Here is a 17,172-nt window from a genome sequence, read left to right as displayed (position 1 = left end):
CATGTCATCTTTGTGTTTATACGAAAAAGTCTTTAAATCAAATGTAGTAGTAAGTGCACTCCCCACCACTTAGTAGCTCTTACAAGCTTAATTTAAGTGGGAGCTTCTCGGTTATTCGTTTCTTTTGAACACTAACGAATTAGTCCTAAGACAGTCGAGCTAACCTATGATATGTTTTTACAAACTGTATATATTCTCTACGTAACCAATTAGAAATATGTTCTTTTTGTTTGAAGGGTTTTGCCATTTACTTTTATATGATTTTTCATCGACACCCATCTCCTTTTACTAGCAAAACGAATATATAACTATCGTATCACATTTAAATTGAAATACTGCTTTAGGGACATATTTTGCAAGAAATCTCTTCAAAACAAACAATACATGATCCATTTAGGGGTCGCCCCACATCGCCATCAAGCTAAGAAATGCAAATACCTCAAACCGAAAAAATGAGCATTTTGTTACAAGTTAGTACAAAATTTCGTTCTCGGGGTACTATAAAATTTTAGCTTGATGGGCATGGGATACAGCCCGAGATACGTGTAAAAATAGGTCATAGTCTTACTTTTACTCCCAGATACAACATATTGAACTGATAAATAGGGGGTGGTGACAGGATAGCTGATACTGCCCCTTAGCGTAGAGTAGTGAAGGAAAACCTTTTTATCATAGAGAATATATACAGAATAGGAATCTAAGTATGTATTTTTAGGTTAGGGGAGAAATCTTATGAATAAATTTGTAAATGACAAGTTTTATGAAACGAGAAATAACCTATTAGAGGAAATTACTTTATTGAGTGATACTGGGTTCAATAGTAAGCCAGATATGAATAAATGGAGTATTGCACAAGTTTGTCATCACTTAGTTTTATTAGATGAGAGAGCTATAAAAGTTATTTCATTTGGATTAAAAGAGATTGATAGTACCCAAATAGAACGTCAAGAAATTCACTCTATATTATTAGATAGAACGAAAAAGTTTATAGCTCCAGAAATTCTTGAACCAAGCTTAGAACCGTTTGAAGTTCAGCAAATGATTGATTTGTTAAACGATTCGAGAAAAAAATTGATGAGTTTCCTTAGTACAGTAGAAGATGTATCCATATTAGCGAGAAAGTCAGTGAAGCATCCTGCTCTGGGAGAATTACTTCTTGATCAATGGATAGAACTGATATATTTGCATGAACAGCGTCACATAGAACAAATAAAAGAGATAAAATTACTTTGTGAAGTTGGAATGTAAAAATCTCTTGCAATCCAATGAAATCAATAGTTTGAAAGTAAATAAATAGATATTAGTTTACATTCATTTTGTTGATTTCATTGACTTTATTTCACTTCATCTATTTTCTTCAAAAACACTAGCAAAAGTATACATTTAAAACATGATGAATAAAGATATTAGAACATCCGTGATCAAAAAAGAAAAAGCTAGATCCATGCTACTTATTTGATTCCATAGATATTCACTACCTTTCAAGGCTTTTATACAAAGCTTAACCGGCCTAACTTATTGCATTCCTCAGCGAACCACAAGGCCTTGTCAGGTCCTACTACCATACCATGTGGCTCCGCATTTTTCGTAGGAATAGGATATTCCGTAATTTCACCGTTTATTGTAATCCGACCTATTTGATTACTTCCCCATTCAGTGAACCATAAAGCACAATCAGGGCCGGTTACAATTGCGTGTGGACGAGCATTCGGAGTAGGAATGGTAAACTCACTTATTATTCCAGAAGTAGTAATTCTGCCAATTTTATTTCCGTTAATTTCTACAAACCAAAGTGCACCATCCGGTCCATTTGTAATACCCACAGGACCAGCCTGTTTTGTGGGTAACTTATATGTAGTCACTTCCCCGCCTATCGTAATCCGACCTATTTGATTACTCTGATTCTGAGTAAACCATAGAGCATGATCAGATCCAGCCACAATAAAAGAGGGATAAGAATCAGGAACTGGCAAACTATACTCAATAATGTCACCTGATGATAAGATTCTTCCTATTCTATTTCCGTTCATTTCTGTAAACCAAATGTCTTCATTATGTCCTTGCGTGATTCCAAAAGGTCCAGAATCGCTGTTCGGTAGCGTATATTCAGTGATTCCACCTGTTACTGCTAGTTTTCCAATTTTATTTGTCCTATTTTCAGTAAACCATATATCACCCTGATCTGTAGAAGTTATAGATAGCACACCTGCATTGATAGTAGGAAGATCAATATGAGTCACTTTACCATCAACAGTCATTCGACCTATTTGATTCGCTTTATGTTGTGTAAACCATAGGGCTCCATCTTTTCCACTTGTAATTCCATAAGGACCTGAATCCATATGAGGAAGTTCAAATTCTTCAATTTTTATTCTCACGTTAATTCCTCCTTTTTCTTGTATAAAATTATTCTAGTAGTTCGTTATAAAATAATTTAATTCCTGCGAAAAAAAGTTTTGTATAAGGTGCATTTTCAGTTAACATAATTCGTTGTTATCAGTAATCGGTAGCAACACAAATAACTCCGTTCGAATAATTTGAAACGGAGTTATTTGTGTTGAAAAATTCCTAATCAATTACAGCATTTTATATATTTCAATAAGATTCCTATCTGGGTCTCGAAAATGTGCAATACGTGATTTCCATTCTTTACGATCGTGTGGTTTAGTAATAAATTCAATCCCATTTTCTCTTAAACGGTTATAAGTCTTATCAACATCTTCTACTTCAAGTTGAAGTCCATCTTGAATTGTAGCTAGTTCAACGTGATTGCAAATTCCGAGTTCGGCGCGCCAGCAAATACAACCGATCCGTTTTTCGGCAGTTTTACTTTGTTATTGCCGCTCACAACGGTAAAATTGACGCATACTCCCTTCTCATCATACACCGCGAATGAACTCTTCGATGACAACGTCACGCTCATCGTTTTCCCTGCTGTCGCTTGTGGGATCGTAAACCATTTCGCATGCCCATTTGCTTGTAGCGTAACTTTGGATGATTGGCCTGCATCAAGCGGTTTTACGTTGGATCCACTTACGTATAACAATCCGGCCATCTCCATATATTCACTGCCGCCTTCTGTATAGAAATGAGTTTCCGTCGTATCACGGCCATTCATCACGGGAATCTGGAGCTGATGCGCCGCGGTGTTCGGACCTGTAATTTTTCTGCCGTCCCAATAGCCCGCCAGGCCTTCCTTGCGAGTAATTTGTGTGGTAATAAGTTTCGGTTGAACGAGATATTCAATAGAACTAAATTTCTCGTTCACGAGATAGAACTTGACGCCTTCCCGCTTCGCCCATGCGGCAGCGGTTTTCTTCGATAGCACGTAGTCTTCTAGTTTCTCGGCTAAATAGTGAGTCATCACATTTTGGCCTAAGCCTGGCGTCGATTTATATGTGCTCTCCTTCAAATAAGTTCTTCCATTCTTCTCAGTAACGAAGCTGAGCTTGGAAGTACCCTTCTCATTAATAAAGCTTCCATTCGCAGTATATACATATTTTTCTTCTCGATTAGATGGTAAGAACAGTTCTCCATTCTTCGTAATTTCTATTTTGAAATGACTGTCGCTATTGCCGTAAAAGCCCGCTTTCTTCACCACGTCTTGAGGCATCTTGGCCTTGACCGGCTTGCCAAAGGATTTGTTTGGCTTGATGTCCTTAATTGTGCCCTTCTCTTTAAGCGCGGCGAGCAGTAATTCAGTTGCCAGTAGTTGATTTGTAGAGCTTTGCCCGCCGGATGACAACACAGCCACTGCCATCTTCTGTTCCGGAAGCACAACCAGTATAGCATGTTGCAGTGACGTGTCGCCGCCCTTAGCCAAGCCTTTTATCCCATATTCACTGAATGGGTATAGTTTCACACTATCCCAGCCAAGACCATAGTTGAAAATATTACCTCCATCCCCCGGCCACATTCCTTTTTTATATTCCTCTTGCTCCATCGCCTTGACTGCCTTATCAGAGAGGATCCCTTTTCCCTGTCCCATAAATAATTGTGAGAATCGTACCATATCTTCTGCCGTGGAAGATATCCCTCCCGAACCAATCACATTCACCGATTCAATGGGAAGCTGCCCTTGGTACGCCGGAAAATAGAGTCCAGCCCGCTTATCGTCTTCCCATTTGTCCTGCGGCGTTTTCGTATGATTCAGCTGTAAGGGTTCTATAAACCGTTGATGTATAAATTCGGTAAAGCTCATACCGCTGACTCTTTCCACCAAAATCTCGGCCAGCGTAAAGCCGTCGTTGCAGTATACCGAGAACGCGCCAGGATCCGCCTTCAAGCTTTGATTGGACAATTGCCGCATCAAGACATCATGGGCATAGGTATCATTATCGTTAAATAAAAATGCATTACTTAACGTGGAACCTTGCAAGCCGGAGGAGTGGTTTAACAGCATACGTGGCGTAATGCGTTTGTACCGCTCGTCTTTCATCTTGAAATCAGGAACATAGTGGACGACAGGAGCATCCAAATCGACTTTTCCTTCATCGACCAATTTCATTACAGCCGCTGTTGCATACATTTTACTGACTGAACCAATCCCATATAGAGTATCTTTGTTCAGCCGCTGTTTTCCTTCCATATCGTTCTTGCCTGTCTGACCCGACAAAATAAGTTTACCATTATCAATTAGCGCATACTGCACGCTAGTCGTCCCATAGGACTTCGTGAGTAGCGCAGCCTTCTCTGCCGCAATCTTCTCCAGTTCTTGGTTAGCAACTTCTTGGTTAGCTACAACCGGAGTCTTACTGCTTGAAGATGCTATCGCCCCTGTTGGTAGGATCATCGTTAGCGCTAATGTAGCGGCTAACACCCCAGATAGTTTATTTTTCATGAGAGAATTGCCTCCTTAGATAAGTAATCAAATTCATCACTTATTTGTTTAACTATAAAAAATATGACAAAATTTATCCGTTTTTCTTTTTTGCCTACTTGCTAAATTCAGCAAGTAAAATATTTTTAAAAGGATTAGGACTGTCAGTTCTACCCAAACTATTCCAATTGACGACCAACGTATGCTTGCCTCCAAGTTTACCCCCAACAAGAGTAGTAAACCCTAGAACGCCACCTGTGTGTCCCCATATCGAGACATCGTTTGGAAGCTTAGTTTCATAGATTCCAAGACCATATCCATCGATTCCTTCTTTTCCTGTAGGAACTGTAGTAAGCATTTGTTTTAGTTGCTGTTCTTTCAGTAATTTACCCCCGAGCAAGTAAGAGAAGAATTTATTTAAGTCGTCAGCAGTAGAAATCATATCTCCAGCTGAGCTACCTGCACTTGGGTTATAATAAGTAACGTCTTTTAGCTCACTTACTCCGTCTGGTTGGACATATCCACGGGCATGCTTGGTGCCTGGAATAACGCTTGAATTGCCAGGTAGGAATGTATTCGACAATTCAAGCGGTTCAATAATCCGACTTTCAATCTCTTCCGCATAGCTGTTTCCGGTTACTTTTTCAATAAGAATACCCAGTAATACGTATCCTGTGTTTGAATAAGACCAGCCCTTTCCTGGGGCAAAGTCTGGGGGCAGAGAAATCCCCATCTTCACTAACTCTTCAGCCGTATACGACTTTTTTGTATCCGTAAAGTCAGCGTCTTTTGACCTTGAGTATTCAGCGATACCACTTGTATGGTTCAATATCTGCCGGATAGTAATCTGGTTACCATCATATCCGTTTCCTTGAATGACACCAGGCAACCATTTTTCGATGTAGTCGTCTAGATTCAAGCGGTTCTCTCCGACTAATTGAAGTACAACCGTTGCCGTGAACGTCTTCGTCACGCTGCCAATGCGAAAGCGAAAATCTGTTTTCATTGGTTTCTTGGTTCTCAGATCCGCTATCCCAGCGGCATAACTCCACGTTTTTCCACCCTCAGAAGTTTTAGCAAGTATCCCCGGGTATCCAAGTTGCAATGTATCCCGCATTGCTTGCTTGACGGAATTACGATCTCTTTGAGTGCTTGTTTGTAACGAACTAGATACATTTTGAGTGGGCTCCGCTTTTACAATTGAGGTTGGCGTTGTGTATAACAGGGAACTTCCAGCTATTAAAAGAGCCAGACTTGCAAATGTAATTTGACTACGTGTTTTCATAAGGTATTCCTCTCCTCTATTCATATTGTATAGGTGGTTGCTTGATATTTCATACTCACCACACAGCTATCATCTCTACCGATGATAAAAAGTCAACATTGAATTCGTAATCATCTTCATAATGATTATTTTTACAAGCTACATTCTGTCCTAACAAACGGTAAATCCCTCTTTTTGCATGTATGTTAACCTCAGAAATTATTTCTTTTCCATGAAACACTCTTATTAACTAGTTTGTTTTTCATATATAAGTTATATCTGTTCCTCCTTTCATGCTTCTTTATATTTTCATCATACACAATGAAAATCTCTTTTTCCTTACCTATTCCTTACAAATCCCTTACGTTCAAAATAGCTTCTGTGTCTCAAATGTGCCAATTAATTCTCATCAAGAAGAAACGAGAATTAAGCGAATATAAAGCGATTTATATCATAAAAAATTATTTTCTACTTATTTATGAATCTCTACAAAAAGACACCAAAGAATTAACAAAGATATTGTTTCGTCTGTTTGATCTCTTACAGAAAAACGGACGAAAATCCCATAGGTATGAGAAGAAAACCGTCTTTGATATCTTAGGTGTTGTGTATGATTATACGATGTCAAAAAGTTACAAGGTTGCATAATGTTTTTTTACACCTAATTGATAGGTTTATTTGTTATGCACATCTTTAATGGAGTCGTAGAAATTTCAAAGAAACACACTCACATATACTCTCTTGGCAATCTTAGCTTGATAGCGATGTGGTGCTACCCCATTATGCAAAAGAAAAAAGTTGGAATCTGATAGATGAAAAATAATAATTCCTTATTCAACTAACGCATGCATTAGTTAAACAACCTAAGGCTGCTTCAGTAGCCATTTTTTGTACCAACTGGCAGTTTAGTTTGCAATATGTGAAAAGGGATTTCTAAGTGATTAATTGAATATATATATTTATTGTTTACTAATTTTTGGGAGGTCCCTTTATGGGAGATAAGCTTTGCTATTTATCAAGTTCTTAATGAAGAAAGACTAGGAGCTTCGCACGGTTCTATAATAACTTATAGTGATGCTTTGACGGGATCTCCTGTTAGTGAGATAGGATATTTTTTAATTTATTTATTTATTATAGTAATGTAACCGAAGAGGTTGATATAGTGACATATCAACAAACTGAGGTGGTACCACGAAATTGCAACTCTCGTCCTCAAGAATTATTTCTTTGGGGTGAAAGTTTTTTTATTATATAAGTTTCATTCTGTCATAATTTAAAGTTTTCGAGAGGAGAAATGATATGCATCCTATTTTATTAGATGTTCCGTTACAAATAGAAACAGACAGACTAATTCTTCGAGCACCACTTCAAGCTGGTGACGGGAATGTAGTATACCAAGCTATTAAGGATTCAATTAACGAGTTAAAACAATGGTTGCTTTTATTCCAGTCAATTCCTACTGTTGAAGAAACGGAAATTATCCTGAGAAATGCCCATATAGATTTTTTGAAAAGAGAAAGCTTTCGCTATCTTATCTATCATAAGGATACTAATGATTTTATTGGAACTGCTAGCCTTCACGGAATTAATTGGGAGGTTTCTAAATGTGAAATTGGATACTGGATTAACACGCAATTTAGTGGCAATGGATATATGACAGAAGCAGTAAGTGAGTTAGCAAACCTTGGATTTCAGTTACTCAAATTTAGAAGGATTGAAATACGATGTGAATCTAATAACACTAAAAGTCGTACGATCCCTGAAAAACTAGGTTTTGAGCTTGAAGGGATATTACGTAATGAAGATCTTTCAGCTGACGGTAAAAAACTAACTGATACCTGTATCTATGCAAAGGTAAATTAGATTAAAATTTTAATAATCAATTGAGTCTGTGTACATAGTTTATTCCCCTTCTAATCCGTTATTGTGATTTGTTTAGAAATATAGTACATCAATATGTTTAAAATGAAATGTACTAAAATAGTATATTCTATTAAAACAAGAAGATTTACTTCTCATAGTAATAATATCAGTATTATATACAAATGTTACAATCAGTTTATAAATAAATTACTTCATGAAGTTATAAAATTAGGACCGTACATATTAGACATATCTAAAATGTACGGTCCTTTTGTTTACTAGTGGTTCACTTATCTAACCTAAAGATAAGTATGTGGTCCTTTTACAATTTGAATTTCTTTTTAAGCTTCTTATATTTTCTATATGAACGTCTAACAATGTCTAACATGAAATAAGGTATTTTAACAGGGAAAGGCAATTTATAAATGAAAGGCAAGTAAAATGTAAAATATGCCTTTTCTAAGTCTCTCCACTTACTATCTTCTTTTGTTTTTAAGAAATCAGATACATCGACTACATATCCCCTTCCGTTTTCCATCATCACATTTTTCCCGTGAACATCACAAGGAGTTAATCCTTGTTCCCTTGCATACTCTATAGCTTCATTGATATCAAAGATTACCTGCTTCGGAATTTTAATCCCCTTATGAATAGCATCGTATAAGGTAATTTCTTTTAAACGTTTCAATACTATGAAATTTCCCCCTTTATATATAAGCTTCGAATAAGAAGGATGATTTCCGATTCTTCGGTATACTTCTGACTCTTTTTCAATTCCTTCTCCTTCTCGCGCGTAAACTTTCACTACCCAATCTTTGTATTCTTTGTGCATAAATACTGCGGCATAATTACCTGTCCCTAAACACTTCCAAAGTCTAGGAATATCTTTAACTACTACAGGCTCGAATTCATCCTCACTTCTTATGCTTATCTCTTTTAATAATTCGTCCTTTATCAATCCCACAAAACTATTTATACTCATCATTTCCACTCCGGCTTTGCTAAAAGGGATACTACCCCATACCCATCAAGTTAAAAAGTACATTCTTCCCTAATACGAAAAAAATGAGCAGACTTCACTAAGTAACTAACTTTAGAGAAATAAAATTTTCATTTAGGGGGGTACTTCAAAATCTTAAAATGGATATTCTACGCAAATATATACTATTAATAAGTTATGCTAACTTCACATGATTATATTATACAAAAACTCTGCAAATACCGTTACAAAAAGTGTACAAGCTACATTTATTAATAATATACAACTTATACAAGTTGTTCAATGAAGAATATTTCGCAGATAAAATTGACTGTTTTAAACCAGAAACTCCAAACCATTTACTCCCATATACTCAAGGAGTTAACAAATGGATTGGTTTATTTTTTGTCGGAGGAAATAGATTAGCAGATAGAGAAAGCACTGGGTGCACTTCGTATGTACCGATTGTTCAGAATGGTGAAACAACTGATTTTCAAGCAACATTAATAAATGAGGTACCGTCACATTCTCATAAAGCTAAGGCTTCACACCGTTTATTAAGCAAAAAAAGACCGTATTATTACGGTCTTTTTTTATCCCCCTTACACAGAAACTATGACTGTGTAACTTTATTAGAAACAAGTAGTTTTTCAATACATATAGGTAACATATCTAATAACGTTTCAAATGCGTAATTTACGTCCAGACGCTCCGTCCATTGATGTGCATCTTTTCCTACCGGTCCCATATTTAATACTGGAACGTCAAACTCTTCTAATTCCTGAAGTGGAATCGAATATCCTTTATCCCATAATGGCATATTGTCTACAAGAGAACTCATTGAATCCAATGGGTTCTGTAAGCCCACATAGCTCAAATCTGAAATTCCCCCAAAATAATTTTGATTTTCAAATGTAATGCTATGATTATAGTGGGCATACTTTTCCATTTCTACAACTACCTCTTTAATTAAAGGATTGTTGCGTGAACTCACAGCTGGATAGTATGGCGGAGCAAAGAAAAGTACAATCATTGGAGCCTTTTCTTTACATAAGATAGTTAATTTGTCTACTAAATCAATAGTTACCGCACGATCATCTTTATCTTCTCTATTTTTTATAATATCGGATTGAATTTCATTTATTTTTTCTCTTCCATGTTGTTCAATTGCATAAGCGATAAGCTCTTCATACGTTAATACATTTACTTTGAGACTCGGCGGTATGAACGGATTATACTTAGAAAAATGATACGCGCGCTCCTCATACGATTCTTCGATTTTCTCTGCTACTTTCGTTACTTTTTGGCGTAACAACGAAACTACATCTGTCATCTTTTTTTCTAGTAAAAACAAATTAAATAACGTGACAGCACGATGAGGAATTTGTACAGAATAATCCTCCTTTAAGTCTCTTTGAAGCAAGTTAGTTGGTGGAGGACTCGCCTCACCATCCACAATATCACAAAGGTCAGTATTCAACTCTAATTCAGCTGTTAATAATGCAGCCATATAGCTCCCATTTAATCCTGCAAAAGGTTCGCCTACATGTGTCTCTTTTCCATAGCAAAGGAAACCAGGTAACACTTTACCAATAGAACCAGTATAAATATACTTATTTTGGTCACCAGGATGTCTTGAAAACATAGGCTCTGAATTTAAGACCGTTTTATACTCTAAGTCATGCTCTCTTGCTAAGTCTAATAATCTTGGAACAGCAGCTCTCATCCCTACAGAGTTTACTTCTTCATCTGGAACAGCCAATAAAAGAACATTCCCATCAAATCTTCCTTCACAAGCTTGCTCAACCATCGCCATTTGTAAAGCTAGACCACATTTCATATCCATTGTTCCTCTACCAAAGAGCCAATCTCCTTGTTCAATATCTTCACGTACATGATCTGGTAGCTCATCTTTATGAGAATAAAACATAGATGTTAATTTTTTAGGGTTAAATGCATCTTCTTTCCATATTCCATAATCTTGTACATCTACAACATCAAAGTGACTAACAAGAATTACAGTATTTTTCGTACTATCACTTTTCTTTACTAGGGCTGTAACAAAATATCTTCCATCCCCCGTCGGATTTTTTTGCAAATGATGCGGATTTTGTTTGAAATACTGTAAGTCAGATAATTGTTCTACAACAAAGTCTGGCAATATAACTTCAGCTTCTGAACCTGTAATACTAGGAATTTCAACAAGATCGCTTAATAATTGCACCATTTGTTCTTTAGATTGCCACTTTGACATATAAATCCCCCTATTTTTTCCGCATTATGAAAATCAATTCCAATATATGAATAAAAAATGACGACAGTTATCAAAATTATAATTCTGATGTACTGCCGATTTTTATTGATATTTCATGAGCTGCTTGTTTTACCTTACTAATAAGAAAAGATAGTCGATCATCATTAATTCGATGACTAATTAACCCAACACTTAATGCTCCTACTACTTTATGATTAAATCCTATAATAGGTGCAGCTACTGAAGCTGTCCCTTCTGTTTTTTCACCATAACTCACAGCATATCCTTCGTTTCTTATTTGTTTTATTTGATCGAAAAGAATTTGCTTTTGTTCTGGTAAAGAAGAAAGTAAATGTTCTACAATGTGTTCCATTTCATTCGTGTCCATATTGGCAAGCATCGTTTTATTTGCGGCTCCAATCGAAAGTGGAATCTGTTCCCCTAAGTTATCGATAACCCGAATTTTTAAAGGACTATCAATTCTTTCAATGATAATAGAATGTGTTCCATTTGGAATGTTCAAATAAACACTTTCTTCAACTTCAGAGGCCAAACGCTTCATCACTTCTCTTGCAACAGATCTGTAGTCTACCTTCTCCAATTGACGTAATCCTACTTCCATCCACATTGGTCCAATCTTGTACTGTTTTGTTTCTGAAATTTGCGTAACTAATCCATGCTCCATTAGAGAGTTCAGTAACCTATGTACTGTACTAACCGGGAGATGTGTTCTATCAGCTATATCAGAAATAGCCCAATACTCTTTTTCATTTGTAGAATTCAACAACTTAATAATACCTATCGCTCGATCAATGGACTGTACCATAACTCGCCTCAACTTTACTTGTAGTATGTTTAGCCTAATTAACTATCAATTTAACAAAAATTCAAATTGAAATCAATTAATTTATTTAATTTTCGAAATAAACAAAAGATACACCATCAACGTTTTGAAAACGCAAACAAAAAAATATTGACTTTTCCTCTTAATTATCTGAAAATTATAACAAGATTTCACATCACGGAATACATTCCATAATACGGAAAAACATCGATTTTCATACTACCAATTTTGAAAGTGAGGAAAACAATGACGCAAGTAAACAATTCAAACAATGAATTAAAGCGCACGATGAAAAGTAGACATTTATTCATGATTGCACTCGGTGGTGTGATTGGAACGGGGTTATTTAACGGATCTGGTTTTATTATAAGTCAAGCTGGACCTGGTGGATCCGTACTTGCCTTTATGGCCGGTGGATTATTAATGTATCTTGTTATGCTATGTCTTGGTGAGCTTGCTGTAGCAATGCCTGTTTCAGGATCTTTCCAGGAATATGCTACCAAATTCATTAACCCTGCAACTGGGTTTACAATCGGCTGGTTGTATTGGTTAAGCTGGGCGAATACGACCGGTCTTGAATTTACAACTGCTGGTATTACAATGCAGCGCTGGTTTCCAGATATTCCTGTCTGGGTTTGGTGTTTAATATTTGGTGTTACAATATTCACTATTAACGCATTATCCGCTCGTAGTTATGCAGAAACAGAATTTTGGTTTTCAAGTATAAAAGTATCTGCCATTATCGCTTTCATTATTCTTGGCGGCGCTGCTATGTTCGGTTTTATTGATTTAAAAGGAAACGAACCCGCTCCGCTTCTTTCAAATTTCGTAAATCATGGTGGTTTATTCCCAAATGGACTTGCCGCTATCTTATTAACAATGGTTACAGTCAATTATTCCTTCCAAGGTACAGAACTTGTTGGAATTGCAGCAGGTGAAAGTGAAGATCCAGCAAAGACTTTACCTCGTTCTATTAGAAATATAATATGGCGCACGATGTTTTTCTTCGTCTTAGCAATCTTTGTTCTTGTAGCTTTAATTCCTTGGGAAGAAGCAGGATTAACGAAGAGCCCATTTGTTGCTGTTTTTGATAATATCGGTATTCCATATGCAGCTGATATTATGAACTTTGTTATTCTTACTGCTGTTCTTTCTGTCGCAAACTCAGGACTGTACGCTGCAACTCGAATGCTTTGGTCATTATCAAAAAATGAAATGGCCCCAGCCTTTTTAAAGAAATTATCATCACGAGGAATACCTTTAAACGCTTTAATCTTGACGATCGCTATTTCTGCTTTTTCTCTTTTGACAAGCGTTGTAGCTGCTGAAACGGTTTACTTATGGTTAATTTCAATTTCTGGAGTCATTACAATCATTGTTTGGATGTCAATTTGTGTTTCTCAATTCTTTTTCCGTAAACATTATTTAGCCGAAGGTGGAAAATTAGAAGACTTAAAATTCAAAACTCCACTTTATCCTCTTGTACCAATTCTTGGCTTTGGATTGTATGGCATTATATTATTAAGTCTTATCTTTATCCCAGATCAAAGACTAGGAATCTATTGTACTGTACCATTTATTATCTTTTGCTATACTTACTATCACTTTAAGGTTAAGAAAAGAATTGCTACTAACACTCATACAGAGACTAAAATTAGCGAAACTTCGTAATCCTGTACCATATTTAAAAGACCGCACATTGCTTTTACCTCATGTGCGGTCTTTTATCATTGCTTTATTCATTTTTCCAGACCGCCTATTTCCCACTTACTATTACTCTTTTGTTTTGATATATTGAATACATAGTCACATTAAAAATTAAAAGACAGACAGGAGTTAAATACAATGATAAAAGGTTTCGGAGGAATATTTTGGAGAACTAAAAATCTTGATGTTATAAAAAAATGGTACAGTGAAGTGTTGAAAATTGAAATAGAAAATTGGAATGGGACTGTGATTAAACCCGAATTAGGAACTGAGACTATCTTTTCTTTCTTTACCGAGAATGACAGTTATTTTCCAACAGAACAACAAGTGATGTTAAATTTCCAAGTACATAATCTAAACGAGACTATTCAGCATCTTGAACATATTGGTGTACCTCTTGAAAAGAAAGAAGAGATTAGTGAATTTGGAAAGTTTATTTGGATTAAAGATCCTGAAGGTCGATTGATCGAACTTTGGGAGAAATAGTGGATTTTAATCATTTGCTATTAAGCTAACAGATACTTTAGTTCAATAAGGTAAATAAAAAAAGTGCACCTCCGATTATTAGACACAGTCTAACAATCGGAGGTGCACTTTTTACGGATTCGCCCCCTTGTAGGGATTGATTATATTCATTGAATAATGTCTATTTACTCTAACAGCTAGAATTAGAACCGATAATGACAGTAGCATCCAGTTCCTTGTTTCTAGCGACTTTTGTGCTAAGCCCAGCAGCAGTAAAGATTTCAAAAGCCTGGGGTGCCTGAACTTCGCTCGTCTCTATCAAAAGATGTCCATCCAAAGCTAACCAGAGTAAAGCTTCTTCTGCTACTCTTCGCAGAATGTTAAGACCATCGTCACCTCCGTCAAGCGTTACATTTGGTTCATATAGGCGTGCCTCCCGGGGGAGAAACTTTATTATTTCGGTAGGAACGTAAGGTACGTTCGCAACTAGGATATTTACATGGCCCTTAAGTGAGTCTGGTAGAGCTTTATACAAGTCACCTTCAAAAGCATGACCGCCAAAATTCGTTACATTACGGCTAGCGCATTGTACTGCCATGGGGTCAATGTCAACAGAATACAATTCAACTCGTCCCAAAGCTGATGCCAGTGCGGCACCCACAGCACCTGATCCACAACATAGATCAACAATGATATCGCTAGAACGCGACAGGACCTCTGTTTGATGAACAAGGAACTCGGTACGTTTACGTGGCACAAAAACGCCTCGATCCACTTCTATTCGTAGACCACAAAACTCCGTGTATCCAACAACGTATTCCAGAGGTAGACCGTTGACTCGCATTTCTACCATTTTCATAAGGTCCTCTGGAGTTAGTGCCTCTGACATAAGTAACCGGGTCTCATCTTCTGCGAAAACACAACCAGCGCTCCGAAGCTTGCTAACTATACATTTTTCCATTTTCATATCCAAAAAGAAATCTGTTTTATTCTCTATATTATCTCACCACTTTTGATAAAGTTTGTTTGTAATTCAAAATTCGTTAATAATAGCTAATATCCTTCTTCAATAATCTGGATCTTACATACAGTGAAACTTTAATCAGTGGGGGTTTTGTCCATCCCCAACTGATTATTAGCCCGCACCAATCGGGCGTTTACGGGCAGTTGTCTCCCACCTAACTTCCTAGCATTCGCCGAATTTCGAGGTGGGAGTTTTACTGCCCGCAAATAGCGGGATAAACTGTCATTTGATGAACATATTCGTCTATGACCACCTCTTTCCCTTGTATATAGAGCATTCTTTTCAATTTCTGTTTTCGTCAAATCTCATTAACAGAGACATAAACAAAAATACATATTTTTACACTATTTCGATTTATATACACAAACTATAATTTTAACGTTTTGGGCTATTTGCTTTGCTTAAGTTGATTCGCATAGGTACTACCCCTCTTTGAAATATTTCATTTCAAAATGAAATAACATTTCGACATAAAATATCAATCTATCTATACATTACGAAAATAATCTTATAAATTTGAATTTTCATTATATTAAAGGGTGTTACTCAAACAACCTCGAATATTGTAATAAACATACATAACATAAGGAGGTTGATCTATTTTGTTTCGTTCATTTACAAATGGATGTGTTGCCCTTGTGCAGCGTTTCTTACCAGAACCGTTTATTTTATCATGTTTATTAACTGTTTTCGTTATCTTCTTCGGCATGTTTGCAACACACCAAACACCGGTAGAAATGATTACGCATTGGGGCAATGGCATTTGGGGCCTTCTTGCTTTTTCTATGCAAATGGCTCTTGTACTCGTGACAGGATCTGCATTAGCAAACGCTCCTCTTATTAAAAAAGGATTAACGAAAGCAGCGAAACTACCGAAAACAAATGGACAAGGTATTATCGCAATTTCAATTGTAAGTTTACTAGGAGCATACATAAACTGGGGCTTCGGTATTGTTGTATCTGTTTTATACGCAAAAGAAGTGGCAAGACAGTTAGAAGGATTAGATTATAGGTTAGCAATTGCTTCTTCTTACTCCGGATTTCTCATTTGGCATGCAGGCCTTTCTGCTTCTATCCCTCTTACGTTAGCAACAGGCGGTGAAACGTTAATTAAAACGACAGCTGGAAGTATTAAAGAAGCGATTCCAATAACAGAAACGTTATTCTCACCATACGCTCTCGTTCCAGTCATTATCTTTTTAATTACGATGCCTCTCATTAATAAAGCAATGCATCCCGATGAAAAACATACGATTACAGTAGATCCAAGTGTGTTCCGTGAAGAAGCTGCAGCTCAAGAAGTAGAGCAAAAAACATTCGCTGAAAAAATGGAAAATAGTATGATTATTACACTTTGCATTGGATTATTAGGTCTTATTTATATTTTCAACTATTTTAGTACGAAAGGCTTTAACCTTACACTTGATATCGTTATTTTTATGTTATTAATTGCCGGACTAATTTTTCACCGTACTCCTATTCAATATATTCGTGCTTTCTCTGACTCAACAAAGAGTGCTTCAGGTATTTTACTTCAGTTTCCGTTCTACGCAGGAATTATGGGGATGATGATTGGAGTAAATAGTGAAGGGCTTTCGCTTGGAGGAGCTATTTCTACTTTCTTTATTAGCATTTCAAATGAAACCACATTCCCGCTCTTTACATTTTTAAGTGCTGGAATTGTTAATATTTTCGTTCCATCTGGAGGCGGACAATGGGCTGTACAAGCACCAATTATGATTCCAGCTGGCGCTGAACTTGGTGTACCTGCTGCGAAAACAGCGATGGCAATTGCATGGGGCGATGCTTGGACAAATTTAATTCAACCTTTCTGGGCATTACCGGCATTAGCAATAGCTGGTTTAGGCGCTCGTGATATTATGGGATTTTGTGTTGTTAATTTACTTTATGCAGGATTTATCATTAGTCTGTGTTTCTTATTTATTTAAACGA

Annotated in this window: 12 protein-coding genes and 3 pseudogenes; 6 read left to right on the top strand and 9 right to left on the bottom strand. The window is 36.5% G+C overall.

All coding sequences use genetic code 11. The features are described 5' to 3' along the window. Positions 1-154 precede the first annotated feature (154 nt). Positions 155-269, bottom strand: a pseudogene (locus QCI75_RS11030) (transposase); the annotation flags it as partial. Positions 270-732: 463 nt separating this feature from the next. Here QCI75_RS11030 and QCI75_RS11025 point away from each other — a divergent pair. Continuing rightward, positions 733-1,248: a DinB family protein gene (locus QCI75_RS11025; protein ID WP_144509026.1), complete on the top strand. Its 516-nt coding sequence runs from the start codon at positions 733-735 to the stop codon at positions 1,246-1,248. Positions 1,249-1,490: 242 nt separating this feature from the next. On the opposite strand, the gene QCI75_RS11020 is transcribed toward QCI75_RS11025, so the two are convergent. From QCI75_RS11020 to QCI75_RS11005, 4 genes and pseudogenes are all read right to left on the bottom strand, one after another. Further along, on the bottom strand, positions 1,491-2,378 hold the full coding sequence (locus QCI75_RS11020; protein WP_144509025.1) for a Vgb family protein: 888 nt from the start codon (positions 2,376-2,378) through the stop codon (positions 1,491-1,493). Positions 2,379-2,576: 198 nt separating this feature from the next. Next, a pseudogene (locus QCI75_RS11015) lies at positions 2,577-2,738 on the bottom strand (VOC family protein); the annotation flags it as partial. Positions 2,739-2,755: 17 nt separating this feature from the next. After that, on the bottom strand, positions 2,756-4,840 hold the full coding sequence (locus QCI75_RS11010) for a serine hydrolase domain-containing protein (RefSeq protein WP_353760449.1): 2,085 nt from the start codon (positions 4,838-4,840) through the stop codon (positions 2,756-2,758). Positions 4,841-4,934: 94 nt separating this feature from the next. After that, entirely contained in the window at positions 4,935-6,104 is a 1,170-nt protein-coding gene (locus QCI75_RS11005; RefSeq protein ID WP_353760448.1) for a serine hydrolase domain-containing protein, read from the bottom strand. A gap of 366 nt (positions 6,105-6,470) precedes the next feature. On the opposite strand from QCI75_RS11005, the pseudogene QCI75_RS10995 reads away from it, so the two are divergent. Together QCI75_RS10995 and QCI75_RS10990 are read left to right on the top strand one after the other, a co-directional pair. Beyond that, positions 6,471-6,731, top strand: a pseudogene (locus QCI75_RS10995) (IS4 family transposase); the annotation flags it as partial. 651 nt (positions 6,732-7,382) lie between these two features. Further along, entirely contained in the window at positions 7,383-7,946 is a 564-nt protein-coding gene (locus QCI75_RS10990; RefSeq protein WP_353760447.1) for a GNAT family N-acetyltransferase, read from the top strand. Between the two features lie 322 nt (positions 7,947-8,268). Here QCI75_RS10990 and QCI75_RS10985 read toward each other — a convergent pair whose 3' ends face one another. The 3 genes from QCI75_RS10985 to QCI75_RS10975 all read right to left on the bottom strand — a co-directional run bounded on the left by QCI75_RS10985 (position 8,269) and on the right by QCI75_RS10975 (position 12,005). Continuing rightward, entirely contained in the window at positions 8,269-8,928 is a 660-nt protein-coding gene (locus QCI75_RS10985) for a protein kinase family protein (protein WP_353760446.1), read from the bottom strand. A 610-nt stretch (positions 8,929-9,538) separates the two neighbouring features. Further along, positions 9,539-11,179: a M20/M25/M40 family metallo-hydrolase gene (locus tag QCI75_RS10980; protein ID WP_353760445.1), complete on the bottom strand. Its 1,641-nt coding sequence runs from the start codon at positions 11,177-11,179 to the stop codon at positions 9,539-9,541. A gap of 76 nt (positions 11,180-11,255) precedes the next feature. Continuing rightward, on the bottom strand, positions 11,256-12,005 hold the full coding sequence (locus QCI75_RS10975; RefSeq protein ID WP_144507216.1) for an IclR family transcriptional regulator: 750 nt from the start codon (positions 12,003-12,005) through the stop codon (positions 11,256-11,258). Positions 12,006-12,269: 264 nt separating this feature from the next. Between QCI75_RS10975 and QCI75_RS10970 the strand changes: the two genes are divergently transcribed. Both QCI75_RS10970 and QCI75_RS10965 read left to right on the top strand, forming a co-directional pair. After that, positions 12,270-13,694, top strand: coding sequence for an amino acid permease (locus QCI75_RS10970; protein ID WP_353760444.1), 1,425 nt, complete (start codon positions 12,270-12,272; stop codon positions 13,692-13,694). Between the two features lie 174 nt (positions 13,695-13,868). Beyond that, positions 13,869-14,216, top strand: coding sequence for a VOC family protein (locus QCI75_RS10965; protein ID WP_000589586.1), 348 nt, complete (start codon positions 13,869-13,871; stop codon positions 14,214-14,216). A gap of 169 nt (positions 14,217-14,385) precedes the next feature. Here QCI75_RS10965 and QCI75_RS10960 read toward each other — a convergent pair whose 3' ends face one another. Then, positions 14,386-15,156, bottom strand: coding sequence for a putative protein N(5)-glutamine methyltransferase (locus QCI75_RS10960; RefSeq protein WP_353761516.1), 771 nt, complete (start codon positions 15,154-15,156; stop codon positions 14,386-14,388). Between the two features lie 665 nt (positions 15,157-15,821). Here QCI75_RS10960 and QCI75_RS10955 point away from each other — a divergent pair. Then, positions 15,822-17,168 carry a short-chain fatty acid transporter gene (locus QCI75_RS10955; protein WP_144507218.1) on the top strand — a complete coding sequence of 449 codons (1,347 nt, stop codon included), beginning with the start codon at positions 15,822-15,824 and terminating at the stop codon, positions 17,166-17,168. Positions 17,169-17,172 lie beyond the last annotated feature (4 nt).

The organism is Bacillus cereus group sp. RP43, from assembly GCF_040459645.1.
Classification (GTDB): Bacteria; Bacillota; Bacilli; order Bacillales; family Bacillaceae_G; genus Bacillus_A; species Bacillus_A mycoides_C.
The sequence above is the reverse complement of the archived record's forward strand: the minus strand, read 5'-3'. Positions and strand labels throughout refer to the sequence as shown.